This is a genomic window from Chryseobacterium sp. JJR-5R (assembly GCF_034047335.1).
In the GTDB taxonomy this organism is placed as follows: Bacteria; Bacteroidota; Bacteroidia; order Flavobacteriales; family Weeksellaceae; genus Chryseobacterium.
On record NZ_CP139137.1, the window covers coordinates 1627730 to 1653780 of the forward strand.

Here is a 26051-nt window from a genome sequence, read left to right on the forward strand (position 1 = left end):
TAAAAATATGAAAAAAGTAATTGTTATTACCGGTATAGGTGGCATCGGATTAGCTATTGCTCGCCGCATCGGTACTGGCTATGCACTGGTTTTAGCCGATTTTGTACAGGATAGACTTGAATCTGTGGCTCAAGAGCTTATTTTTGCGGGTTACGATGTAACTACCGCCTTGCTTGATGTTTCTAGCAGAGAATCCGTGACCAACCTCGCTGTAGTGGCTTCGCAATTAGGACAATTGCACGCCGTCATTCATACAGCGGGTCTGGCTTCAGATGCTTCAAAGGAGAGAATATTGAATGTAAATCTTGTAGGTACAGCACGTATTATAGAAGCATTTGAGCCACATCTGGCAAACGGTACAGTTGGAATTATGCTTGCAAGTATGGCCGGTTATTTCGGTAAGCTGGACCCAGCAATTGGACAAGCTCTTACTTCAATGAATGCAGATGAATTGGCAAAATTTATAGACACGCTAGCCTTTTAGGAAGTTTCAGACGTGTATAATTTATCTAAACATGGTAATCGAATACAGGTTCAAGCCGCTGCAGTAGCGTGGGGTAACAAAGGTGCTCGTATCGTATCAATTAGTCCCGGAGTCATTTCCACGCCTATGTGGTCTAAAGGCCTTAAAGAACATCCGACATCTCGTACCTTACTAGAGGAAACTCCTGCCAGACGTATTGGTTCGCCCGAAGATATTGCCAGTCTAGTAGAATTTCTGCAAAGTCCAAATGCAAGCTTTATCACGGGCTGTGATATATTCATCGATGGTGGATACATTGCATATACAGCTTCCAAGAATAATTAAGCAGTTACTCAAGTTAGGTTAGTACTTGGCTAATTAACGCCCAACTTTGCTTTCGTGGCAAAGCCGGGCGTTTTCTTTTGCAAGCATTTTGACAACGGCTGACACTTGAATAACTATCATTTTGTTCTCGCATGGATCCTAGGCTTTATTATCTCCCCGAAACTTAAAAATCGGTTAATTTCAAGTTTTAAAATAAAAAACGTCTCAAAATGATTTGAGACGTTTTATTTACTTTTTAAATTTCGCAAAAGATTGGTAAACCGACGGCTCACGTACGATTTCCATATCTACCAATAGTTGTTCCCATTCCAGGACGTAAGGTTGTTTAAGGGTTACATTCATAAAGTGGTCGATATCCTCATTCCAAACCTCATAAACAAGAAATTCTTCTGCCTTCTGAATATTCTGATGAATGGTTGCGTGTACAAAATTTTCCTGCTGGCTTACTGTTTCAAAAAGGTCAGTAAGGGCTTGTTTAAATTGTTCGTGGTTATCAGGTTTTGCTGTAAATTTAATTGCTAATGTAAACTTTTCCATTTTTATAAGGGTTTATAATTGTATTAATCAACGTTTTATAATTCGTCTCATTTTCTTATGCAAATATACCGACTATTTGTTTAAATTTGTAACTAAGTATCAAAAAGTAACTGTAACGTTTAGGTAACAAAGTAACAAATGGAAGACATAAAAACGACAAGCAATTCGTGTGACGCGCACGTGAGAGCCGTAAATGACGCAATGTATGTGCTGAGTGGCAAGTGGAAAATTTCAATCTTGGCGTCACTCTGTTTTAACGAAAAAAGGAGATTCACCGATCTGCTGAATGATGTAAGCGGAATATCCAATAAAATGCTGAGTAAAGAATTGAAAGAATTAGAAATTAATAAACTCGCCCAAAGAAATATTCTGAATACCCATCCTGTAAGTGTGTTGTACGAACTGACGCCTCACGGCAAAAAATTGACATCGGTGATTCGGAATCTTTCAGATTGGGGAACAGAACATCGAAAAGAAATTACCAAAGATTAAAACAGACGAAAAAAAGTAAAAATCCCCAACATTTTCTTATTGGGGATTTACTTTAATGTTGCAAGTTTCGCTTAAACAAGTTGTTTTAAAAAGCTTCTGTTTTTTTAATGCTCTGCGTAATTTTCAGATCTTCGGCAGAAGGTTTCAAATTTCCGGAGGGATGATTGTGTGCGAGTATCACAGCTGAAGCGTTACAAAGCAGTGCCGCCTGCAAGATGATACGAACATCGACAACCGTGGAAGAAATTCCCGATTCAGAAATTTTTCTTATCCCTAAAACTTTGTGAGCCTGATTTAAATATAAGGCAAAAAATGATTCTCGGTTAATCTATTTCATCACGGTCAAAGTGCTGACGGAATACATCCACTGCGTCCCGCGAACTACTAACTAATTTTTCAGAATTTCCTTTTCTGGAATAACTTAATTTTATCTCGTTGACAATATTGAATTTCATAAAGGTCGCTCTTGTACGGCAGAGACTTGCATTTCCCGTACTTAACTTTTAAATTTGTAGTTAATTCATGATTAAAGTTTCTGCGCCAGATCGGGCAAAATTTTCACACAGGTCAAAAGCTTTTTGAGACTTTAATTGTGCAGTTCCGTCCAATACAATGGACTGCAGTTTGGCTTCATTATCCTTGTAATTTCTGACATTCTGAAAGTAGCCTGTAACAGCATTGTAAGCACCAAACAAAGTTCCTTTAGTTGTTTCCATTTGTTGGCTTTCGCTGATCATCGCGTAGGCAAAAGCATCATCAACGGTGTTTTTAAATACGGTTGACAGATCATCAATATTGCCTTTTTGCAAATGGTGTAAGGTTTCTTTATTATGACAAAGTGCCAACTGAATCAGTCTTTTCATCTCGTCATCACCGACCTTTATTTTTGCCCAATGATTAAACGTGCTTTCCAATTCATTACTCAATTTATTCGCTAATCCCATGACCTTGTAGGCATCGTCTAAACGCTGTTTTGCTCCTGCGGTATGTCTGATCCGCACCACATTGCTCATATTTTTTAGTGAAGCGTTTAAAGTATTTTGACAGACAATGCGAACAGGGGTAAATGCGGCGGTGATGCTTCCGCTCCCATCGTGGGAGGTGGTCAGGAAAATATATTTTTCCGTAATATCGTCACCATTTCCAACACGGATATAATCGGGCAATTTAGCCGTGATAAAAATGCGTTCCCCATTTCCCAAAGCCCCTGCAGTCTCGTACAAAATTCCATTATTACCGCCTACTATAGCATCAAAAAATGAAAAGGCTTCACGGTTTTGTACGATATGGTAGTCTCTACCGACCACGCCTAAAACGGTGTTGTTATCGGTGCGGATATTGGCAAAGTAGTTGGGAACATCCAATTCTGAATCGATCATTTCTATTCCGTTGGTATTTTCGATAATGCCTGCACCTTTTGTAAATAGGGGAGATTTTTCGACCTCGTAGTCAAGTCCTGCAAATTTGATGGCATCTTCACTTGTAGGATATTCCTGTACGATCTGCCCCAAGTTGTGCCATGCTTTTTCCTTTACGCTGAAAAATGAATATTTTCCTGTTCTTTTGTTGAAATTTAAATGATGTGCCATGATGTTAATATTTAATTGTTAGATAATTGTATTTGATGATCTTAAAATGGTAGGTCATCATCTTTTTCGCTGTCGTTGGAATTAGAATTAGAATTAGAATTAGAAATTTCCTTCTTATCTTTTTTATTCGATTCAGTAAACTTATTTTCAGTTCGTTAACTACTGCTGTGGACTTTGATCTGTGAGGTGTGGAAATTCAGACCTGCATGGGGTTCTCCGTCTTTTCCTAGCCATGCAGAGGTGTAGGCTCTTCCGCTTAATTCTACCAAAGTCCCTTTTGTTAAAAAGTCTGCAACTTTTGGAGAGATCCAGTAGGCACATTCAAAATAGGTGGTCTGTTCGATCCTTTCGCCCTGTTTGTTGCGATAATTGTCATTCGTAGCAATTGAAAAATTAACTACCTGTTTTTCATTTGGCAAGTTGCGCACTTCCGCATCCCTTGTCAGTCTTCCGATAATGTTCATAACCGTAGGTTTTTGAAGATTGTACATTTTGATTTGTTCTCAATCTCTTCTCCGTCCTTCCTCTGAAAGCCCTTTGGGCTTCGCTGAATATTTTTCAAAAGAAAAACCGGAAAAAAGAAAGCAGATAATCTTAGCGGGCAAAGGGGAAAGCCAAAAGGAAACGGAATAATTGGAGGGTACCTTTAGGGAGGACACCGTTTATGCCGTAGTCTTTTGGCTGGGTGAAGAAATGGATGACCGATATACCTTAGCTGCCTTTTTACCGGTTTATTTTGAGAATATTTAGTTCAAAAATGTCACCTGTGCAAAATCCAGTAATACATTCTAACGTTGAATTTTTGGTGATATAGTAGTAGAGATCCTTTTTTCTATTTCAACATTGTGAGATACTATTCAAATATCTAACTTTGAGGTATGGAAGGAAACACACAGTTACCGAAAATGCAAATGTCTGTTTTGAGTCCAATAGAAGAAAAACAGGCGATTCTTGCTGCAATTATTGCATCCACAGATGATGCGATTATCAGCAAAACCCTTGAAGGAATTATAACCAGTTGGAATCCTGCCGCGATTAAGATGTTTGGTTATACCGAAGAGGAAGCTATAGGTCAACATATTTCCCTCGTGATTCCTGATGATAGATCAGATGAAGAAAATTTTATTATCAGCCAAATTAAAGCTGGAGTAAAAGTTGAACATTTCGAGACTGTCAGAAAGACGAAGAATGGCAAATTTATTTCCTTGTCATTGACTATATCTCCAATCCTAGATGTTGACGGAAAAGTTATTGGTGCTTCAAAAATAGCCCGTGATATCTCGGAACGGAAAATAGCTCAGGAGAAACAGGCTATGCTTGCATCCATTGTTGCTGCCTCAGACGATGCAATCATTAGTAAAACGTTACAGGGAATTATTACCAGCTGGAATCCGGCAGCGGAGCGTTTGTTTGGCTTCACAGAGGAGCAAGCCATCGGTAAACATATTTCATTGATTATTCCTGATGACCGCCTAGATGAAGAAACCTACATTATTGGAGAAGTCAGCAGAGGTGTAAAAGTTGACCACTTTCAAACGATCCGTAAAACAAAAGACGGCAAATTAGTGCCGCTTTCTTTGACGGTGTCCCCGGTCATCAATGAACATGGTAATATCATTGGAGCTTCTAAGATAGCAAGAGACATTAGCGCAGAACAGGCTACGCAACAGGAAACAGCCAGGCTGTATGAGCATCTGAAAGTACTTAATGCAAAAAAAGATGATTTCATAGCACTTGCAAGCCATGAACTGAAAACACCTCTCACAAGCATGAGCGCTTATTTACAACTTCTTGCAAGGCTGGAAACAGATGCGAAAAATAAAACATTTGTGGATAAGCTGCAATATCAGCTTAAAAAGCTTTCTTCACTTGTAGATGATCTGCTGGATGTTTCTAAGATCGAGGCAGGTAAAATACATTTTGCTAAAGAAGATTTTGATCTTCGGGAGGTTGTCGAAGAAGCTGTCGATATGATCGTTCATTCAAATCCCGGCTATAGTATAACTTTTGAGTGTCTAAGTTCCAAATGTACCATCACTGGTGATTCGCACAGAATCGAACAGGTCGTTATTAATCTTCTTACCAATGCTATCAGGTATTCACCCGATAGTAACAGTTTAAAAGTATTTCTGATCGAAGAAGATGATCAAATAAAAGTAGGTGTAGAAGATTACGGAATTGGCATAGCACAAGAAAAGCTTCAAAACATTTTTTCCAGATATTACCGTGTTGATAGCGGCAACGGTAAAGTTTCAGGTTTAGGTATCGGCTTATATATCTGCAATGAGATTATATGCCGACACAACGGAAAAATATGGGCAGAGAGCACCTTGGGTAAAGGCAGTACATTTTGGTTTACATTACCACGCTGAAATTGACTATTTTTTATTGGACAAGTTGGGGGTACTGCATGACCCTTAGCATTCTTCCCGTAATGTTCATATTTGTTGTTTGATTCTCCAGAGCAAATGACTGCCAAATGAAGCCAATCATTTTGGTGTACGTCAAAATTATAATTCATAGAATATCTTGATAGTTTCTAATCTAGAATAATGCTAAATTTGTGATTATGCATCCATTGTCGTCCAACCTTTATAGCTCCGTTAGGTATTTAATTGAAAATGCTAAAAGTAAAATCGTCCGAAATATTAATATGACGATGATCATGACCTATTTTCAAATAGGTGAAATTATTGTTGAGGATGAACAAAGCGGAAAAGGTAGAGCCGAATATTCAAAAGAGACGCTTAAAAATCTCAGTAAACAGCTTATAGAAGAATTCGGAAGAGGATACTCGGTTGACAATCTTCAGTGGATGAGGAAATTTTATTTAATGTTCCAAAAGAGAATTTCTGATGAAATAAGCGAAGATTCCGGAAAATACGAAACACCGTCTCGTATTTCTTTGGAGGATTCAAATTATGAAACACCGTCTCGTAATTCTGTATTTACATTATCATGGTCTCATTACATTCAGCTGATGAAAATTGAAGATGAAAATGAGAGAAATTTTTACGAAATAGAGTCCACTCAAAACAATTGGAGTGTCAGAGAACTTACAAGACAATTTAATTCGGCACTATACGAAAGATTGGCACTAAGCAAGGATAAAGAAGGTGTTACGCAATTGGCCCAAAAAGGTCAAATTGTCGAAAAGCCAACAGACCTGCTCAAAAGTCACTATGTTTTGGAATTTCTGGATTTGAAGCAGGATCACCGTTACTCTGAAAGTGATCTGGAAACAGAGATTATCAATAAGCTGGAGCATTTTATGTTGGAATTGGGCAAAGGTTTCTTATTTGAGGGAAGGCAACGCAGGTTCACTTTCGAAGATGACAGTTTTTTTGTAGATCTGGTTTTTTACAACCGGTTGCTTAAATGCTTTGTGCTGTTTGATCTGAAGATCGGTAAACTGACCCATCAGGATATCGGACAAATGCAGATGTATGTCAACTATTACGACAGGAAAGTGAAGCTGGAAGAAGAAAATCCTACAATTGGGATCATTCTCTGTAAGGAAGAAAACAAAACCGTGATACAATTTACACTACCCGAAGACAACAATATCATTTTTGCTAAAGAGTATAAGGCTATTCTTCCAAGTAAGGAAGAACTAAAAAAACAAATTGGATAATCATCACAAAAATCATAGTAGCAGTGTCGTCAAAAATGCTTTTTATTCTTCAGGAAAAAATAATTGAATTTGCAAGAATTATTACACCACATTAGATTTTACTACTCAAAAAAATTCAATAATAAAAATAACTTCTATAACATTGTAAGTTCCGCAATTTTTTTTAATCCTCTACAAAAGTGTTCGATAATTCCACCTCCGGGGTCCACTTCAAAAGTAAAGCCGGAAGAACCGGCTTTATTGAATTAAGGATGTGATCTAGAGTTCAGCAACATTTCATCCACTGTTTTGAGCTACTTTCAAAACAGTGATGTCGTCATATCCTGAATAACTTACTCTGAAAATTACGTAGATAAGTATACTGCGATTTACTCTATCGCTGAAAAAATTGTAGTGATGATCTGTGTACGGGTCTCAATATAGCGTTTTGCTTCCGGAGAAGAAGGACTGTTATTCTCAATGCCGTGTGGTACTCCATTCAAAACTAAAAGGTCAGTCTGCACTCCAGATGATATTAGACGGTTAGCATAATCAATATCTTCATTCACAAACAAATCCAAAGAGCCAACAGTGATAAATGTCCGTGGCAAACCGCTTAAATCCGTTGCCATACTTGCAGAGTAGTAAGGCATTTCTTCAGCAGGAATTTCCTTGCCTCCCTTTAACATCTGCCATGCAAGCTGATTAAATTCAGGAAGCCAAATAAATTCACCTGCAAAAGGATTGTGGTACAAAGAATGTTCTGATCCAGTACGATAATCTAACATTGGAAACGTTAATATTTGACCTATAAGATGATAGATTCCTAAATCACGAACTTTTAAAGCCAGACGGGCCGCCAATCCGCCACCTGCACTTTCGCCCATAATGATCACCTTCTTTTTATCAAAACCCAACTCATCGGCATTATCGAATACATATGCTAACCCGTGATAGGCATCATTGATATCTGCAGGATAAGGATCTTCACCTGCCAGACGGTATCCTACACTGATTACAACCGCACCGGTTTCGTTGGCAAGGTCAAATAAAGACTGATTTTGTTGACGGGAATTACCTATTAGATATCCACTTCCGTGCATGAAGTAAATGACAGGAATCTTGCCTTGCGTTTTCACTTCAGGATAAAATGTATAAAGATCAACCGCGGGCTGGCTGTCATTTTGTGGTGCTACAAGTTGACCACTTGGTGAAGGAGAGTTAGACAAACTTGCGACTAATAGATCCGAATTTAGTTTTGACAGTAAAGTTTTAGTTTGTTCCGGTTTATTGATATCCAGCAGCAAAAATTGTTTCGCAATATCTGCATATGCGTCAGATGTTGTAATATGCTGAAAATCTTTGGCGAATAAATGAGTCGTTTTGGAATTTGTCATAATTGGTTTTTTAAAGTTAATAACAAAAATAAATAGATCATCATACACTCACAACCATAGACTATACTCTACACTTTAAATTTTATGAAAATTTTATATTTTTGCTTACCAAAAACTTTATCTATGCTCATCAATGAATTATCTAAAAAAACTGGATTAACAATATATACGATTCGATACTATGAAAATTTAGGGCTAATAGCGGGTTGTAGGAACGAGGAAGTAAAAAGCAACAATTATAAAGATTACAATAACGATGTCGTGGAAAGGATAAAAATTATCAAAGATGTGCAAGGAATAGGCTTCACTCTTGCGGAGATAAAAAAAATGTTTGATGATTGCTATGGCGGTAACCTTAGTGGTAAGGAACGGATTGACCTATTTAATAATAAGATCCAAGAGATAGAAATTAAGATCAAGCATTTCAGAGAGATAAGATCCCGTCTTATCTGTATTATGAAAAATATGGAGAATATTCCAGAATGAAGGGATTACGTAGACATAAAATTACAATTGAAAGATGTTATTAATCTTCCTTGATCTTTTCACGGTGGCTTTTTCCCCAATCAATCATTGAAGTGATCATATTTTGTAAAGTATCGCAATAATTTGAAGTGGTATATTCAACACTTGGAGGTGAGGCATCGTAAACGCGTCTGATGATTAATTTGTTCAGCTCCAATTCCTTGAGTTCCTTGGATAAAACTTTACTGGTAATACCATTGACGCTTCTTTGTATTTCTCTAAAACGGCTTTTGCCTTGATGGACAGCCACGAGTATTGGCAGTTTCCATTTTCCGCTAATCACATATAGGGAGTCCTGTAAATGTTTTATCTGCTGTTCAGTGTCTGCATTATCCGCTTGTATATCTGGCATCTTTTAGAAAACTGGTGTGTTAAGTAAATCAATTATCCTGTAAATTTACAAAAATATTTATTATGAGAAAGGAACAGTTAATATTGGTAGCAGGTGCATCAGATACTCAACGAGGAGCTGTCATTGATGCGTTTTGGCTAAGGGCATAGCGGTCAAAGCTAGTGGCATAAAGGTCTTGAGGAACATCCGACGTGCGGCTCGTTGTTGGAGGAATTTCCTGCGAAATGTATAGGTACGCCCGAAGATATTGCAGGTCTGGTTGAGTTTCTGCACAGCCAAAATGCAAGCTTTATCACAGGCTGCGACATCCTCATCGATGGAGGTTACGTTGCATATTTGGCTTCCTAAAGTCGTCAGTCAAGTACCAGTCCATAACCAGCTGTATCGATACTTGGCTTGCCATCGCCCGACCTGCTACTCATGATCAGGTCGGGCTTTATCTTTCTATGAGAACTCTCCAGAACGTGATCAGGTTTTGTCGACGAACCGAATGTATCTGATAAAAATGATCGGTTTGATCAATGTGCTGCTTCATGCTTTATTCTTTTTATAGGCAGTTCATCCTTTTGTGGTTTCAAACTTATTGTAGTAACTGGTATCTCACAGGAAACCGGCCCTGAAAATTAAAATGCGACTAACTATCTTTGCCCTTTTAATTGTTTTGAATATTCATTAATTGATATTCGTGTAAGATTGTAACTTTAATTCTTGAGCATTTTATATGAAAATTGAGCACTACCATCCGGATCTCAAATATGGGTTGATCCAACCTTGTACTCCCGTCATGAATAATTTTGGTATCGGAACCACAAATCTCGATTTAAACCACATAATGAAAATAGGAGCAGTGACAAGTTTTGTGTACACTTTATTCATTGTCAAGAAAGGTCGTATGACTTTCAGTCTGGATCATAAGGTTTATAATCTGCATTACCTCAACGTACTTCAGATTTTACCTAATAGTCTATTTGAGTTAAAATCATTCTCGCAAGATTGCGAAGTCGTAGCTCTTTCCGCTACAATGGAATTTTGTGATGGGCTCGATTTGAAATGGGGTTCATATGATTCCTTATTGGCATTGTTCCATAGTTATTCCAAAGTCCTGACATTGCCTGGCGATCTCTTAAACGGTCTTTTGTCTAATATAGAACAAATTGGAAAACTGGTCTCTCAAAACGAGGAAAGGGTATTCACAGATCAAATACTGAGATCCTACTTTTCAATTATTATTTATGAATTGTCAAATATCAGATGGAAGCCGGAGTGTAATAATCAGATAGGAAACCGTAAAGACGAGCTTGCGTTGCGATTTGTCAATCTGGTGGAAAAAAATTACCGAAACAGAAAAGATGTTCAATTCTATGCTGATAAACTCTCTGTATCCAGAACTCATCTTACCCGCACCTTAAAAGAAGTTTTTTTCAAATCTCCTAAAAAGATCATTGAAGATAAAATCATTACAGAGGCAAAGCTTCTGTTGACCAAAAGCGATCACAACATTCAATCTGTTTTTGACCGACTCAGTTTTGATACTCATGCTGAATTTACTAGATTCTTTAAGAACAGCACTGGATTCAGTCCAAGCCAATATAGGTCTACTGTCAGCTTCTGCTGATCAAAACATACATCACTTTGATGAAGAAAGAATTACTTATCCTTTCGAATTTGTTCTTTTTTGCTAAATAAAGGAATCTTTTTGACTAGAATGTCAGACCTGATAGTCAATAATTTTGCAGTTATAATATTTCATTTATGAACAGTGTAAAAAAACGATTCTTTCTGATAGTGGTTGCAGCAAGCTTTTTCACTATTTTTCAATCATGCAGTAAAAATGAGCAACCGCCACAGTTTCCGCCAATGGAACTGCCTGTCTCCAAAGTAGAGCAGGGCAACGGACTTGTTTCCAAAAAATATCCCGCCAGTATCGAAGGTGTCACCGATGTCGAGATCAGACCGCAGGTTTCCGGCTACCTCCACAAGGTCTATGTGGATGAAGGCGCTTATGTAAGGGCTGGTCAGCCTCTTTTTCAGATCGATCCCAGAATGTATGCCGAGCAGTATAACACGGCAAAAGCCGGAGTCTCAGTAGCAAGGGCCAATTTGGCAAATCTAAAGATCGACCTTGACCGAAGAAAAGAATTGGTGAAGGAAAGCATCGTTTCCAACATCCAGATCCAGCAGGCGCAGGCGGCTTACGATGGGGCAAAGGCTTCACTCTCTCAGGCAGAGGCAACGGCACAGTCGGCAAGGATCAATCTTGAATTTTGTACCATCAAAGCACCGGTCAGCGGATATCTCAGCAGGATCAACTACCGCCTGGGAAGTATGATAAGCCCAGCTGGCGTAGAGCCAATTACGGTTCTTTCGGATTCTCACCAGGTGAATGTGTATTTCAGTATGAGTGAAAATGATTTTTTGAATTTCCAAAATTCCCAAGTTGGAAGTACGGTCGCAGAAAAGATTCAGAAATCGCCGCTGGTAGGATTGCAGATCGCCGATGGTCATCTTTACGAGGAAAAAGGGAAGATCGATGCGGTGGAAGGACAATTCAATTCCAATACGGGATCGGTAACCTTCAGAGCTAGGTTCAACAATCCTAAAAACATCATCCGTGGCGGAAATACCGGCAAAATTGTCATCGACCAGAACTTCGACAATGTAACGTTGTTTCCGATTGCCTCTACGGTCAATATTCAGGATAAAGTGTACATATTTTCTTTGGATAAAGATAATAAGGCTGTTCAGAAAGCCATTGAGGTCTCCGGGAAAAGCGGCACCAATTATATGGTGACCAACGGGATCAAAGCAGGAGAAACTTACATCGTTTCAGGCTTTGAAAGATTACAGCCGGGAATGCCTGTTGTTCCAAAACCTACTGATCAGCAAGCCAGCAAAACTCAAACAAAAGCTGTGGCCGGAAAAGGCTAAGAAGCGGGTGGGATTTAATTTCAAATAATAAATTCAATGTTAAAAACGATTATAAAAAGACCGGTCCTTGCGACCGTTATATCGGTGTTGCTTGTCATCTTGGGAATTGTCGGGATGAAAACGCTTCCGATAACCTCCTTCCCGGAGATTGCCCCACCGAGTGTTACCGTAATGGCCGTTTATCCCGGAGCGAGTTCCGAAGTGATCGCGCGCTCTGTGGCACCACCTTTGGAAAATGCCATCAACGGTGTTGAAAATATGGACTATATCACATCGACCTCCAGTAACGGAAATCTGATGGTAAATGTCGTGTTCAAGCTCGGTACTGATCCTGATCAGGCAGCTGTAAATGTACAAAACAGAGTAGCACAGGCGACAAGCCAGCTTCCTGCGGAGGTAAATCAGATCGGTGTTACCACGATGAAGCGCCAGAACAGTATTTTGGCGATGCTAACCATTTATTCTGAAGATCCATCCGTAAATGACCTGTTCATAGAAAACTACGCAAAGATCAACCTTGTGCCGGAGTTAAAACGTATCAAAGGAGTTGGTGATGCAATGGTTTTCGGTAACAAGGACTATTCTATGAGAGTCTGGCTCGATCCCCAAAAAATGGCCTCTTACAACCTGACACCTCAGGAAGTGGCGGGTGCCATTCAGGTTCAGAATGTAGAGGCGGCACCTGGAAGATTCGGTGAAAGGAGCAAGGAAGCTTTGGATTATGTCATCCGTTATAAAGGTAAAAATACAGAGCCCTCACAATATGAAAATATGCTGATCAAGGCGGGAACTGACGGAACGACCTTGAGACTGAAGGATATTGCCAAGGTGGAATTCGGATCTTATGACTACGGAGTTTCTTCATTATATGAGAAAAAACAGGGTGTAATGGTTGCGCTTTTCCAAACTGCCGGATCAAATGCCAACGAAATTGAGATCGCAGCACAACAAAGAGTAAAAGAGCTCTCGGCATCTTTTCCTGCCGGTGTAAAATACGAATTTGTGTACAGTTCCAAAGAATCTTTGGATCAATCGATCGATCAGGTGATTCATACTTTGATAGAAGCATTTATTTTGGTCTTCATCGTTGTGTTCATTTTCCTTCAGGACTTCAGATCGACCTTGATTCCGGCGATCGCAGTTCCGGTCTCTATTGTTGGAACGTTCTTCTTTATGAGCCTGTTCGGATTTTCGATCAACCTTTTGACCTTATTTGCCCTAGTATTGGCCATCGGAATCGTAGTAGATGATGCCATCGTTGTGGTAGAAGCTGTTCACGCCAAAATGGAACATCGGAAACTCAACGCCAGAGCGGCTACAATGTCGGCGATGAGTGAGATCACAGGTGCGATCTTTTCCATCACCCTGGTAATGGCGGCGGTTTTTGTACCGGTTGCTTTTATGGAAGGTCCTACAGGAATATTCTATCAGCAGTTCGCATTGACCTTAGCAATGGCGATCGTGATATCTGCAGTCAATGCATTGACGTTAAGTCCTGCCCTGTGTGCGATCTTGCTTAAACAGCACCACGCTCCCGGTCACGGACACGAGCCGAAAAAATTATCATTTAAAGAGAAATTCTTCGCAGGATTCAACGCTTCGTTTGACAAAATGACGTTCAGATACGGGAAGTCGGTCTTATTCCTGTTAAAGAAAAAATGGGTCGCATTTACGGGTCTTGCCATCGTAATTGGTTTGACTGCTTGGATGTTTGTCATTACACCGACAGGATTTATTCCCGATGAAGATCAGTCATTCCTGATGACAACGGTAACGCTCCCTCCAGGTTCTACACAAGCCCGTACAACGGATGTTGTCACCAGAGCTGAACAAATATTGAGGAAACATCCCGCAGTCCACAGCATTGTTTCTGTGAACGGTCTGAATATGCTGAATTTCAGTACATCATCTTCAAGTGCGGTGTTTATGCTTAAGCTGAAAAATCCTAAAGACCGTGGTGCAGTACACGAACTCGGTCAGATAATCGGTCAGCTTCAGGGAGAGGTGAGCCAGATAAAAGAAGCATCTTTCTTTGTCTTGGGAATGCCGACCGTTCCCGGATTCGGGAATACGAGCGGTATGGAGGTCGTTCTTCAGGACAAGACCGCAGGTTCTTTGGCAAAATTCAACGAAACGTCAAATGCCTTCATCGGAGCTTTGATGCAGAGACCAGAGATCGCAATGGCATTCACCACTTTTAATGCCTCTTTTCCACAATATGAATTGGTGGTTGATGAAGTAAAGGCTAAGCAACTGGGCGTGAATGTTTCCGATGTGATGTCTGTGATGCAGGGTTATTATGGAAGTATGCAGGCTTCAGATTTCAACAGGTTCGGAAAATACTACCGTGTCGTGATGCAGGCTCCACCGGAATTCCGTGCAGATCCTAATTCTTTAAATGGAATCAATATCAAGAATAACGTTGGACAAATGGTTCCTGTAAGCACGGTCGCTTCACTGAAGCAAACGGCAGGTCCGGAGGTTGTCGACCATCACAATCTATTTAATTCCATAAGCATTACAGCAATGCCGGCTCCAGGATACAGTACAGGCCAGGCAATGACAGCATTGAAAGAAGTGAGTGTTAAAAGTTTACCGACAGGATTTTCTTATGATCTGAAAGGGATGGCGAGAGAAGAACAGTCTTCAGGTGGCCAGTCGGCGGTGATCTCCGGTCTGTGTTTCATCTTTGTTTACTTCATTCTTTCTGCACAGTATGAAAGTTATCTGGTTCCATTTGCAGTATTGCTGGGAATTCCCACCGGACTGTTAGGCGTTTTCATAGGAATCTCTATTGCAGATATCGCCAACAACATTTATGTGCAGGTAGCATTGATCATGCTTATCGGATTGCTTGCAAAAAATGCGATCCTTATCGTAGAATTTGCAATGCAGAGGAGAAAGGCAGGCAAAAGTCTAACGGCTTCTGCCGTGGAAGGCGCAAAAGCAAGATTGAGACCTATTTTGATGACCTCTTTAGCATTTATTGCAGGATTGCTTCCGTTATTATTTGCGACCGGACCATCAGCGATCGGTAACCATTCCATCGGATATGCGGCTGTTTTCGGAATGTTGTTCGGAACTGTTCTTGGGGTATTCATTACACCTGTACTTTTCGTAGTATTCAAATATTTACAGGAAAGAATCAGCGGTAAACCATTAGACGAAAGTATTTGGGACTACGAGCCTTCAAAACTCGCAAAACATAATCATTAATATAAATAGTTTGAGAGCACAAAGATAATTTAGAGTAGGCAAGATCATTTTGCCTACTCGGTTATCGGCGGATAAATAAATTACAATGAAATCAAATATCAGATCATATACAAATTTTGGAGCAGTTGCGTCACTGTTGACTTTGGCCTCCTGCAACGTCCAGAAATATCAGGCGCCCGAAGCGGAACTGCCGGAAAACTTCAGAGATACGACCCAGCTGGCTGTAGCACAAGACAGTACGGTCACCAGTATTGCAAAAATTCCGTACAGGAACTTCTTTACAGACCCCACTTTATTGGCACTTATCGAAAGTGGTGTTAAAAACAACAATGACCTCAAAGTTTCCATCAAGCAGATCGAATCTGCGGCGCTAAATTACAACCGTGCTAAATGGGGAAATGTTCCGAATGTCAATTTAAATTTAGCAACGGCCTCTATCAGCAGACCATCGGACAATAGTCTGAATGGGCTGACATTCGGACAGTTTTTGGGTCAGAGATACGTAGAGGATTATAATTCTAATGTCTCCATTTCTTGGGAAGCGGATATCTGGGGTAAAATAAAAGGCAGGAAAGAGTCTGCTTTGGCTTCCTATCTTCAGACACAGGAAGCGGCAAAGGCTGTTCAGACACAGTTGATTGCGCAGATCGCTCAGGGATATTACAATCTTTTGATGCTGGATACGCAGCTTGATATTACCAATCAGAATTTAAAACTGGTCAACAATACATTGAGAATGATCACCAAACAGCAGGAGCTTGGGATTACCACTAGTCTTTCTGTACAGCAACAGGAAAACACACGCGATCAGATGCTGGTGACGATACCAGTGATCGAGCAGTCTATCACCATTCAGGAAAATGCGTTGAGTATTCTAACAGGAAAAATGCCAGGCGAGATCAAAAGAACAATGAAACTGACGAATATGCTGACGCCTGAGTACAAATCTGTAGGTATTCCTGCTGAGCTTCTAAGTTACAGGCCTGATGTGAAAAGCAGTGAACTGAATGTAAGAATGGCATTTGCCAATGTAAAAGTGGCCAAAGCGAGTATGTACCCAGTTCTAAATATTACGGCTCAAGGCGGACTGAACACTTTTAACTTTAAAAACTGGTTTGATATTCCCGGATCTTTATTCGGGGCAGCTGCCGGTTCGCTGGCTATGCCATTGATCAATGGAAAACAATTGAAAACCCAGTATGAGCAGTCAAAAATTGCAATGGAACAGTCTGAGATCAATTTCAAGCAAACCGTTTTAGTTGCAGTAGGCGAGGTTTCAAACGCCTTGGCAAACATCGAATCGGCCGATAAGCAGGAGTTGATTACTGCAGGTTTAGTGGCAAGATCTGATAAAGCGGTGACGACTTCTACTAAATTGTTCCAACAGGATATGGCCACTTATCTCGATGTTATCACAGCTCAAAACAACAAGCTGCAGGCGGAACTGAGCTTAGCCAATATCAAAGTTCAGAAGCTGAATGCTGTCGTGAACCTTTATCGTGCGTTGGGAGGTGGTTGGAATTGATCAAAATACTGATAAGATCTTACTAGAGTAATTTACTGATAATTTATCCAAATCTCATTTACACATTGAAATATTAAGAGACTCATTTGCAAAATAACATTGCTTTTTTTCTAAAGTTGGCAATGATCCATTGCATATAAGGTCTTGCCAACTTTTTTACCAAAGCAATTTTAAAAATTAATATGTCAGATACAGAATCAGCAATTAAAAATGCGGTCATAGAGATTTTGCTCAAAGATGGCAATTTTGGATTTACGCTATTTGACGTAGCCAAGAAGTCTAAGGTCAGCAGAACAGTGATCCATTACTATTTCCGCTCCCGTGATAATCTTTTATCGGTGGTGACCAATGAAATATTGGTAAAGATGGTCGCTCCCAGATATGATCTGTTATTTGCATCGGACAGTTTAAAAAGAAAGATAATGCTGTTTATTGAAGAATCTGAACGTGTTTGTAGATCATATCCTTATGTTGATATTTTTATAATGATCCGATATCCTGACAGCACTAGTTTACAAAGTTTCTTTGATAGAACATTGACAGGTTTTCATGAGCTGACCGCAGAAGTTCAGGCGGCAATTGATCAGAAAAATCTAAGATACCAAGAAGTCGAGCATTTCTTTGCTGACTTATTCTCACTATCTTCCTTCTCATACATTTTTCTCAATTTTTACGAAAATATAAGAAGCCACACAGGAACAATCGTCGATAAGGAAGACAAAAATAAAGATTGCAGGATTACAAACATTCTCTTTAGCAAGTAGAAGATCTGGTTAAACATAAATCATAAATTATTTATTTCAAATATTATAGAATGGGAATTAAAGACAGAAGAAACCGGGAAAAGGAACACATAAAGAATCTTATTATAGATGCCGCAAGAAAGATAAGCATTGAAAAAAGTATGGCACAAGTTACCATTAGAAAGATTGCCAAGGAAATCCATTACAGTACTACGATCATCTACTATTACTTTAAAAATAAAGAGGAGATCATCTCTATACTAGCTGAAACAGATATAAAGAAATAACTACAGATCGCATGTGTTCCACAGTTAATCCTCAAACAAAAATTTCTGTATTCATTCACCTCTATCCTTAAAGGAAGGTGCTGTTGGTTTATCACATTATGCGGTATGCTCTAGGAAAGCGCTGTACTTTAGATCGTGCGTTTGACGTAATTTTACAGGATGAAAATTTTATTCAGATCTTCATATTCTGTGGTCATTAAAAAAAATGTACATGAAAAATAAAATAGACTATTCCATATTGGAATTAGCAATTGTTTCAGAAGGCAGCACTTTCCAAGATACTTTGAATAACGCAATCGCGTTGGCAAAAGTGGCAGAACAAAACGATTATAAAAGATTTTGGTTCGCAGAACATCATAACTCAGCGGCAATTGTGAGCAGTGCGACTTCCATACTAATTTCCTTTGTTGCTGGTCAGACCTCTAAGATCAGGGTAGGTTCCGGAGGAATTATGCTTCCTAACCATTCACCATTGATCATTGCAGAACAATTCGGAACATTAGCACAATTATATCCAGACAGGATCGACCTGGGTCTTGGCAGGGCTTCTGGTACGGATCAGGTCACAGCACAGGCCATAAGGTCAGATAATATGGCCGCCGCGCATTCTTTTCCCGAAGAAGTTCAAAAAATTCAAACTTATTTTTCGGAAGATAACAAATTGTCAAAAGTGCGTGTTGCCTTTGCAGAAGGTGCGGAAGTCCCTCTCTACATTTTGGGATCAAGTACCGACAGCGCCCATCTGGCGGCAGCAAAAGGTCTGCCTTATGCTTTTGCCAGCCATTTTGCAACCTCGCAACTGCATGATGCTCTTAGGATCTACGCTCGGGAATTTCAGGCTTCTGATGAACACGCCTTTCCTTATACAATGGCCGGTATCAACGTTATTGTTGCAGATACAGACGAGCAGGCTGAACGCTTGTTGACGTCTTTGATCATTATGTTCAATAATATGCAGTCTGGTAAAAGTCTTCCATTGAGCCCACCCACAGATATGAATGATGAACTGAGAGCAGTCTTCAACCATCCAAATGTCCAACAGATGCTTAAGTTTTCATTTGTGGGGAGCAAGGATACGGTAAAAAAGAAGATATTGTCCTTCTTACACGATACCAATGCCGATGAGCTCATTACTGTATCAACTATTTTTAATTTAGAAGACCGTATTAGATCGATACGCTTATTTGCAGAATTGATGGAAGAAATCAACGGGAAACATTCAAATTAGACGAGCTTTTTATTTTCTGAAGCGCACAATTTTTTGGCATTAAAGTTAATAAATTTGTTGTTTGACAATCTCAAGTTAACCATTAACCCATTTTGGATACAACCTTTTTGTTTTGGATACGTTGCGTATTTCAAAAATCTTGAAATTTGTATCATCAAATATTTAAAATAAAAAATAGAATAAGTCAAACATTAAAGGGAAAGGTGGTCATCGTCACAGGTGCATCTAAGGGAATTGGTGCAGGTATTGCTCGTGAAGTCGCAACTGCCGGAGTCAAAGTAGTAGTTAATTATTCTTCTAGCAGAGAAGGGGCTGATCAAGTTGTGAATGATATAACGAGTCAAGGAGGTCAGGCTGTTGCCATACAAGGTGATGTCTCAAAAAATGAAGACGTAAAGAAACTTTTTAAAAGTGCTGAAGAAGTGTATGGAACTGCCCACGTCGTCATCAATAATGCAGGTGTTTACGAATTTGCACCGCTTGAGCTGATAACCGAAGAATCATACAGAAGGATGTTTGACATTAATATGCTGGGAATCCTTTTAACATCTCAGGAAGCAGTCAGGGTTTTCAGATCACACTAAAAAAAACAGAATCTACTAGTATTCCGATCATCCAAAAATTGCTTCTGTCCTTAATTGCATTATAATTATAGAATAACAAATTTCAAATTTTAGTCTATATATGCATCTAGCGCCAATAGATGACCGTTGAAGCAACTTATAAAACATAATTATTCTGCTTTTTAAATTACAATTATTGAGAACAAGTCCTCAATTGAATTGTTATGAAGAAAGGTAAAGTAAAGAAGCAAGAAACAGCAAGACCGAAAATCGATCAATACATCCCATCTATTGAATTAAAAAAAATCCCGCCTGAAAAGGCTTTGGCATTATTGAAAAAAGCGGGCTATGAAATCGATCAGGATCAGTCAGAAGAGATCATGGAGTTTCTATATATTGTTGTGAAATTAACGCTCAAAGAATATTTTACATCTGACTGATTATTTGTATTTTAGTACCATATTAGAATGATGAATTTCTACCAACGCAACCTTCTCCATGTTGCAAGCATTAAACAACTTTTTAACGAAATCGTCATTACAATGATTATAGCAGATCTATACATAAGAGTTTCCACTGATGAGCAGGCCGAAAAAGGCTATTCCCAGAGAGATCAGGATGAGAGATTGCGCAGATATTGTGCAAATAATAATATTTCTATCAATAAAGTGATATATGAAGATCACTCCGCCAAAAGCTTTGAACGTCCCGAATGGAAAAAGTACCTGATAGAGGTAAAAAAGAGAAATCATAAAAGTACACTTGTCCTGTTTACAAAATGGGATCGGTTCAGCCGTAATACGGGAGATGCCTACCAGATGATCGGTCTTCTCCATAAAAATCACATTATCCCCCAGGCGATCGAACAGCCCTTAGATATGTCTGTTCCGGAAAATAAGCTGATGCTTGCCATATACTTGTCTACTCCTGAGGTTGAAAATGACAGGAGAGCTTTGAATACATTCCATGGTATGAGGCGAGCAAAAAAGGAGGGGAGACTGATGGGAATAGCTCCTTACGGATATCTAAATAGAAGTCATGAAGATGGTAAGAAGTACATTGGCATTAAGGAGCCAGAGGCTTCAAATATTATCTGGGCATTCAATGAGATCGCAAAAGGACATATTCCTGCTGACCATGTACGATTACAGATGAATAAAAGGGAAGGTGTATCAATGTCAAGAAGCGCTTTCGCAAAGGCCATGAGAAATCCAGTTTACTGTGGTAAGATCTACATTGAAGACTATAAGCAAGAGGAAGCTTACTACATTGAAGGGAAGCATGAGGCATTGATTAGTGAAAGGTTGTTTTATCAGGTTCAAAGGATCATGGACAAAAAAAGAAAAGTAGAGGGTCCGGGAGGAAGAGTATTAGGTAATGAGCGTTTTCCACTACGAGGCCTTTTGACCTGCCCAAGGTGTGGGAAAAATCTCACTGCAAGTGGTGCGAAAGGAAAATCTAAAACCTATTACTATTATCATTGTCATTACAAATGCGGATTCAGATTTGATTCTGAAAGACTTAATGAACTTTTTGAGCAGGAAATTTCAAAGCTGGAATATAATCCTATCATCAAGGATCTTATGAAGGAGATACTTTTGGATAATTATAAACAATTCACTTATGATATAGAGGCTAAAAGAAAATCGATCTCAAAAGAGATAAATCTACTGAATGAAAAGGTTGCCAGCGCAAGAGATAAGTATCTTTTCGATAAACTAGATGAAGAAGATTACAAAGAGATCAAAAGACTCACAAAATTGCAAATTGAACAGTTGGAACAGGAGCTTCAGCAAATCGTATCGGAAAGCAAAGAACTTGACATCAAAACAAAAATAGAAAACGCACTCGATTCCATGGAAAACCTTGCAAACCTTTACCAGCAAGGCGATCTATCAACAAAAAGGACGATAGGGTGTTTGATATTTCCCCAAAAAGTCGAATTTGACGGAAAAAGTTTTCAAACACCTAAAATGAATATTGTTGCCCAATGTATCTATCAGTACAATAATGGATTAGGAAATAAAAAAAACCGACATAAGAGAGTTAAAACTTCTAATGTCGGTCTAGTGACCTCGACAGGATTCAAACCTGTAACCTTCTGAGCCGTAATCAGATGCGCTATTCAGTTGCGCCACGAGGCCGTTAATAAAGGTTTGCAAATATAACACTTTTTTAGTTTCTTTGAAAGATGAAACCAAGAATTTTACTATTAATTGCGTTTTTAACGCTAACTTCCTGTAAAAGAGAACAGAAAATTTCCGCTTCGGAACCGGCTGTTATTTCAGGCCTGGTGCAGTACAGCGAAAAAGACGGTATTCTGCATATCCAATCCGGAAAATTCACGTATGATCTTAAAGAAAACCAGCTTCCCCTGAAGAAAATTATCCTGTTGAATGCAAGCATGGCAGGCTATATTTCGGCACTGGAAGCGGAAAATCTTGTAACGGGGGTTTCAAGTCCGGAATATATTTATGACCCGAAAATTCATGATTTACTGAAAAGCGGAAAGATTCAGCATGTGGGAAGCGACCAGAAATATGATGTGGAAAAGATTATTTCCCTGAAACCGGATGCCGTTTTTACCAATTATATCCCAAGCTTTGACAATACCTACCAGCTGCTGAAAAATAACGGGATCCAGGTAATTTTCCTGGATGAATACATGGAACAGGGACCGCTGGAAAAAACGGCTTATCTCAAGCTGTTCGGAAAGCTTCTGGGGAAATCTGAAGAAGCTGAAAAAATATACCGGGAAATTGAGAAGAATTACAACAGCCTGAAGCAGCTGGCCCTGCAGGCAAAAGAAAAGCCTGCCGTCCTGGCCAACGAAATGTACGGGGATGTCTGGTACCTTCCGGGAGGAAAGACTTCCGTGGCGCATTTTATTGCGGATGCCAATGCGGAGTATATCCTTAAAGACAATACTGAAGAAAAAGCGGTGACAATGAGCTTTGAAGAGGTATTTGCCAAATCATCCGGCGTTCAGTACTGGATCAATGCAGGCAACCATGCCTCAAAAAAAGAAATGCTCGGCAAAAATCCTTTTTACAGCAAGATCAGTGCTTTTAATAAAGGGAAAGTATACGTTATTACGGGAAGGGAAAAAGGCCAGGCCAATGATTTTTTCGAAAGCGGCGCGGTAAGGTCAGACCTGGTGCTGAAGGATTATATTAAAATCTTTCACCCCGCGCTGCTGCCGGATTATAATCTGTCTTATATGAAAGAATTACAATAACTCAGACTATTTCCTTATTTTTGACATTCTTTATCTAAGATTATGTGGAATAAAATCAAAAAAGTCATATTCATCATTTTAGTCCTGAATGTACTGTTTATTGTCTGGGGAAGGTTCTTCAACCCGCCCATTACCATTACGCAGATCGGAGGCCTTCTGGAATACGGAAGGCTTCAGAGGGATTACATTTCGTATGATGACATGGGGAACAACGTGAAAAAAGCGGTCATTGCGTCAGAAGACCAGAAATTTTTCAGTCATGACGGCTTTGATTACCAGGCGATAGAAAAAGCGATGAAAAACAATGAAAAAGGTAAAAAGCTGAGAGGCGGAAGCACGATCTCCCAGCAGACCGCTAAAAATATATTCCTGTGGCAGGGTAGAAGTTGGTTCAGGAAAGGGCTGGAAGCCATGTATACCTTTATCATTGAAAAAGTCTGGACAAAGGATATTATCCTGGAACGGTACCTGAATTCCATTGAAATGGGACAGGGTGTTTTCGGGGTGGAGGCTGCGTCGCAATATTATTTCGGGAAGTCTTCAAAGAGCCTTACGGTGTCTGAAGCAGCCTGGATTGCAGCGGTTTTGCCCAATCCAAAAAAGTATGATCCTAAAAATCCTTCAGCCTATCTGAGAAAGAAACACAACTGGATCATGAGACAAATGAGGAATGTGGGTTTGAAATAGTATCTTTGCACGGATGAAATTCTTTAACTCCAGCATAAATTTTGAGTCCGTTCTTAAAAAATACTTTTCTTTTAAGAATGAAACCCTCTCTCTGGAGCCGTTTGCGGAACTTCTGGAGAGCGTGAAAAGTGCGGATTTTACCGATGTCCTCAATTTTTTCAGGAACCATCCCCGGATTGCTGAAAGCTTTAAGCAGTACCTGTATAATATTTTCAGGGATAAAACTTTTAACCTGTCCCTTACCGAGGCCAATATTCTGTCTGAAAATGCCTTTGTGCCCGAGCTTAAAAAAAGGATTCTCAACAAAATCCTGCCACCGATTGTTAATGAAAAGACCATCTGGTACATGATTGACAATGTGAGCTTCCGGCCGAAAAATGACCTGAAGTTCCTGCATAACCTTCCTGAAAATGAGATCAATGAACTCTTTGTAATACTGGGGATCTCAGATTTTATCATCATGCCGGATGTGAAAAGGGAAATGCTTTTCTCCATGAATATCCTTTCATGGCGCGTAACGGGATCTGCCATGGAAACCGAAGTGGTAAGGATGGCCCCGCAATACCGTAATTTCGACAATCCGTTCCTGGCTTTGCAGAATGAGCTTGAGGAGCTTGCTTCTGAATTTGAAAAAAATACTGATCTGCAGCTGCATTCCAAAGACAGCCGGTACAAGCAGATTAAAATTTATATCGGGCAGTGCCTGGAATTTGTCAATATTGCCTTTAAAAATTCGTCTAAATACGGAATTTCAGGAAAAATCAACCAGTCGCTTCTAAAGATCCGCCAGCAGGTACAGCGGATTTACGAGATTGTTCAGCTGCTGGTGATTGATGAGGAAAGGGATGTTCTCATTAACTCAAAAAGTTTAATTTTTAATATTTTAAGGTACAAATCCCACAGGAATAATATTTCTGAGCTGATCAATGACAGCACGAGGCTGATTTCCCATCTGATTACCAACCATACGGCAGAAACGGGTACGCACTACATTACGTCCACCCGGAAAGAATACATGACCATGTTCTACAAAGCCAGTGGAGGCGGGATTATTGTAGGCGCTTTATGTGTGCTGAAAATGTTGTACGGCTATATTCCCGGAAGTGATTTTTCGCATGCATTCCTGTATTCCATGAATTACGCGATGGGCTTTGTGATGATCTACCTGATGAGTTTTACCTTAGCCACAAAACAGCCGGCCATGACGGCAGCCACGATGACAAAAGTACTGTCTGAAGAAGGAAATATAAAAAGCGACAGTACGGAATTTGCCCACCTGGTCTCAAAACTGTTCAGGAGCCAGTTTATTGCCTTTGTCGGGAATGTACTGCTGTCTTTCCCGGTTGCCCTTATCATTGTATACGGCCTTGATGTATTCTTCTCACAGAACATGGCTGTTGAAAGGTCGGATAAATTATTGAAAGACCTTGATCCTTTCCAGTCCAAAGCCATTCTCCATGCCTGTATCGCCGGTTTTTACCTTTTTATTTCGGGGATTATATCGGGGAATATCGGGAATAATTCCGTGTTTTACCAGATCCCGGAGCGGATTTCAAAAAATATTTCCATCAGAAGGCTTTTGGGAAAGAATTTCGCGAAAGGGATGTCGGCCTATTATGCTAAAAACTGGCCGGGCATCGTATCCAACTTCTGGTTCGGGGTTTTTTTGGGAGCCACTGCGCCGATAGGCCTGTTTCTAGGTCTTGATCTTGATATCCGCCACATTACCTTTGCCGCCGGAAACTTTGCCATGGGATTATACGGAAAAGATTTCTCTGTGGATGCCTATACGTTCTGGATTTCTTTTATCACGGTGTTCCTGATCGGGTTCTTCAATTTTGTGGTAAGCTTCAGTTTATCCATGTTCCTGGCATTCAGGTCCAGGAAACTGAACTTCGGGCAGGTAAGCGAAATTTACAGGGGAATTTTCAGGTATTTTATAAAAAATCCGTTGCGGTTTTTCTTTCCCCTGACTTCCGGACTGGATAAGCGGGCAGACGACATGATGAACAATACCAGTACCGTGGCTACAAAATCTGAAGATCGTTAAACTGATCGGCTCCGAACCGCTCCTGGAATTTTTTCAGGTAAAAACTTTTGCGCATCTGGAAATCATGTTTCAGCAAGGGAGAATGGATGCTGATGATAATCCGTTTGTCTTCGATATTGACACTTTTAATCTCACAGAACAGGCTTTCGTCAAGATATTCTTCCAGGAAATCTTTGATCTCAAAAGCCACCAGCTTGCTTTCAAAGCCGTAAATCCTTGCGAAAGATTTCACAAGATCAGATGATTGGTATTCGCGTCTTTTCTTTCTCATGT

General features: G+C 39.8%; 24 protein-coding genes, 1 tRNA gene and 2 pseudogenes. 19 read left to right on the forward strand and 8 right to left on the reverse strand.

Annotation, left to right across the window (positions count from 1 at the left end):
* Window positions 1-7: 7 nt before the first annotated feature.
* A pseudogene (locus SD427_RS07445) lies at window positions 8-808 on the forward strand (SDR family oxidoreductase).
* 228 nt (window positions 809-1036) lie between these two features.
* Here the strand turns inward: SD427_RS07445 and SD427_RS07450 are convergent.
* Entirely contained in the window at window positions 1037-1345 is a 309-nt protein-coding gene (locus SD427_RS07450; RefSeq protein ID WP_320560646.1) for an antibiotic biosynthesis monooxygenase family protein, read from the reverse strand.
* A 138-nt stretch (window positions 1346-1483) separates the two neighbouring features.
* Here SD427_RS07450 and SD427_RS07455 point away from each other — a divergent pair, with 138 nt between their 5' ends.
* The gene (locus tag SD427_RS07455) at window positions 1484-1837 is read left to right on the forward strand and encodes a helix-turn-helix domain-containing protein (protein ID WP_320560647.1); all 354 of its coding nucleotides are present in this window, start codon (window positions 1484-1486) and stop codon (window positions 1835-1837) included.
* A gap of 85 nt (window positions 1838-1922) precedes the next feature.
* On the opposite strand, the gene SD427_RS07460 is transcribed toward SD427_RS07455, so the two are convergent.
* From SD427_RS07460 to SD427_RS07470, 3 genes and pseudogenes are all read right to left on the reverse strand, one after another.
* On the reverse strand, window positions 1923-2165 hold the full coding sequence (locus tag SD427_RS07460; protein WP_320561031.1) for a JAB domain-containing protein: 243 nt from the start codon (window positions 2163-2165) through the stop codon (window positions 1923-1925).
* A gap of 187 nt (window positions 2166-2352) precedes the next feature.
* Window positions 2353-3426: a DUF932 domain-containing protein gene (locus SD427_RS07465; protein WP_320560648.1), complete on the reverse strand. Its 1074-nt coding sequence runs from the start codon at window positions 3424-3426 to the stop codon at window positions 2353-2355.
* Between the two features lie 41 nt (window positions 3427-3467).
* A pseudogene (locus tag SD427_RS07470) lies at window positions 3468-3890 on the reverse strand (single-stranded DNA-binding protein).
* A 414-nt stretch (window positions 3891-4304) separates the two neighbouring features.
* On the opposite strand from SD427_RS07470, the gene SD427_RS07475 reads away from it, so the two are divergent.
* Together SD427_RS07475 and SD427_RS07480 are read left to right on the forward strand one after the other, a co-directional pair.
* On the forward strand, window positions 4305-5798 hold the full coding sequence (locus tag SD427_RS07475; RefSeq protein ID WP_320560649.1) for a PAS domain-containing sensor histidine kinase: 1494 nt from the start codon (window positions 4305-4307) through the stop codon (window positions 5796-5798).
* Window positions 5799-5995: 197 nt separating this feature from the next.
* A complete protein-coding gene (locus SD427_RS07480; protein ID WP_320560650.1) occupies window positions 5996-7060 on the forward strand; it encodes a PDDEXK nuclease domain-containing protein in 1065 nt (354 codons plus the stop codon).
* A 368-nt stretch (window positions 7061-7428) separates the two neighbouring features.
* Here the strand turns inward: SD427_RS07480 and SD427_RS07485 are convergent, their stop codons facing one another.
* Window positions 7429-8436, reverse strand: coding sequence for an alpha/beta hydrolase (locus SD427_RS07485; protein ID WP_320560651.1), 1008 nt, complete (start codon window positions 8434-8436; stop codon window positions 7429-7431).
* An 84-nt stretch (window positions 8437-8520) separates the two neighbouring features.
* Between SD427_RS07485 and SD427_RS07490 the strand changes: the two genes are divergently transcribed.
* A complete protein-coding gene (locus SD427_RS07490; RefSeq protein WP_320560652.1) occupies window positions 8521-8922 on the forward strand; it encodes a MerR family transcriptional regulator in 402 nt (133 codons plus the stop codon).
* Window positions 8923-8962: 40 nt separating this feature from the next.
* Here SD427_RS07490 and SD427_RS07495 read toward each other — a convergent pair whose 3' ends face one another.
* A complete protein-coding gene (locus SD427_RS07495; RefSeq protein ID WP_320560653.1) occupies window positions 8963-9313 on the reverse strand; it encodes a helix-turn-helix domain-containing protein in 351 nt (116 codons plus the stop codon).
* Window positions 9314-9517: 204 nt separating this feature from the next.
* Here SD427_RS07495 and SD427_RS07500 point away from each other — a divergent pair, with 204 nt between their 5' ends.
* The 11 genes from SD427_RS07500 (at window position 9518) to SD427_RS07550 (ending at window position 21908) form a co-directional block, all read left to right on the forward strand.
* The gene (locus tag SD427_RS07500; RefSeq protein WP_320560654.1) at window positions 9518-9661 is read left to right on the forward strand and encodes an SDR family oxidoreductase; all 144 of its coding nucleotides are present in this window, start codon (window positions 9518-9520) and stop codon (window positions 9659-9661) included.
* A gap of 484 nt (window positions 9662-10145) precedes the next feature.
* Window positions 10146-10928 (forward strand): AraC family transcriptional regulator, encoded by a 783-nt coding sequence (locus SD427_RS07505; protein ID WP_320560655.1) that lies wholly within the window; start codon window positions 10146-10148, stop codon window positions 10926-10928.
* Between the two features lie 242 nt (window positions 10929-11170).
* Window positions 11171-12241 carry an efflux RND transporter periplasmic adaptor subunit gene (locus SD427_RS07510; protein ID WP_320560656.1) on the forward strand — a complete coding sequence of 357 codons (1071 nt, stop codon included), beginning with the start codon at window positions 11171-11173 and terminating at the stop codon, window positions 12239-12241.
* Between the two features lie 36 nt (window positions 12242-12277).
* Complete coding sequence (locus SD427_RS07515; RefSeq protein WP_320560657.1) at window positions 12278-15457, forward strand: efflux RND transporter permease subunit; 3180 nt, start codon at window positions 12278-12280, stop codon at window positions 15455-15457.
* 85 nt (window positions 15458-15542) lie between these two features.
* A complete protein-coding gene (locus tag SD427_RS07520) occupies window positions 15543-16982 on the forward strand; it encodes an efflux transporter outer membrane subunit (protein ID WP_320560658.1) in 1440 nt (479 codons plus the stop codon).
* Between the two features lie 182 nt (window positions 16983-17164).
* The gene (locus tag SD427_RS07525; protein ID WP_320560659.1) at window positions 17165-17746 is read left to right on the forward strand and encodes a TetR/AcrR family transcriptional regulator; all 582 of its coding nucleotides are present in this window, start codon (window positions 17165-17167) and stop codon (window positions 17744-17746) included.
* Between the two features lie 50 nt (window positions 17747-17796).
* Window positions 17797-18012, forward strand: a complete 216-nt coding sequence (locus SD427_RS07530; RefSeq protein ID WP_320560660.1) for a helix-turn-helix domain-containing protein — start codon at window positions 17797-17799, stop codon at window positions 18010-18012.
* Between the two features lie 205 nt (window positions 18013-18217).
* Window positions 18218-19240 (forward strand): LLM class flavin-dependent oxidoreductase, encoded by a 1023-nt coding sequence (locus SD427_RS07535; RefSeq protein WP_320560661.1) that lies wholly within the window; start codon window positions 18218-18220, stop codon window positions 19238-19240.
* 146 nt (window positions 19241-19386) lie between these two features.
* Window positions 19387-19824, forward strand: a complete 438-nt coding sequence (locus tag SD427_RS07540) for an SDR family NAD(P)-dependent oxidoreductase (protein WP_320560662.1) — start codon at window positions 19387-19389, stop codon at window positions 19822-19824.
* Between the two features lie 203 nt (window positions 19825-20027).
* A complete protein-coding gene (locus SD427_RS07545) occupies window positions 20028-20243 on the forward strand; it encodes a hypothetical protein (RefSeq protein WP_320560663.1) in 216 nt (71 codons plus the stop codon).
* A 102-nt stretch (window positions 20244-20345) separates the two neighbouring features.
* Window positions 20346-21908 (forward strand): recombinase family protein, encoded by a 1563-nt coding sequence (locus SD427_RS07550; protein ID WP_320560664.1) that lies wholly within the window; start codon window positions 20346-20348, stop codon window positions 21906-21908.
* Here the strand turns inward: SD427_RS07550 and SD427_RS07555 are convergent.
* A tRNA-Arg gene (locus SD427_RS07555) sits at window positions 21874-21947 on the reverse strand. The two genes, SD427_RS07550 and SD427_RS07555, sit on opposite strands and share 35 nt — an antisense overlap.
* A gap of 47 nt (window positions 21948-21994) precedes the next feature.
* On the opposite strand from SD427_RS07555, the gene SD427_RS07560 reads away from it, so the two are divergent.
* Genes SD427_RS07560 through SD427_RS07570 form a run of 3 tightly spaced genes read left to right on the forward strand, consistent with a single transcriptional unit; the run spans window position 21995 to window position 25778 of the window.
* Window positions 21995-23041 (forward strand): ABC transporter substrate-binding protein, encoded by a 1047-nt coding sequence (locus SD427_RS07560; protein WP_320560665.1) that lies wholly within the window; start codon window positions 21995-21997, stop codon window positions 23039-23041.
* Window positions 23042-23083: 42 nt separating this feature from the next.
* Window positions 23084-23728 (forward strand): monofunctional biosynthetic peptidoglycan transglycosylase, encoded by a 645-nt coding sequence (mtgA, locus tag SD427_RS07565; RefSeq protein ID WP_320560666.1) that lies wholly within the window; start codon window positions 23084-23086, stop codon window positions 23726-23728.
* Between the two features lie 13 nt (window positions 23729-23741).
* The gene (locus tag SD427_RS07570; protein WP_414017712.1) at window positions 23742-25778 is read left to right on the forward strand and encodes a recombinase; all 2037 of its coding nucleotides are present in this window, start codon (window positions 23742-23744) and stop codon (window positions 25776-25778) included.
* Here SD427_RS07570 and SD427_RS07575 read toward each other — a convergent pair.
* Window positions 25756-26049 (reverse strand): hypothetical protein, encoded by a 294-nt coding sequence (locus SD427_RS07575; protein WP_320560667.1) that lies wholly within the window; start codon window positions 26047-26049, stop codon window positions 25756-25758. The genes SD427_RS07570 and SD427_RS07575 overlap by 23 nt on opposite strands.
* Between the last annotated feature and the right edge of the window lie 2 nt (window positions 26050-26051).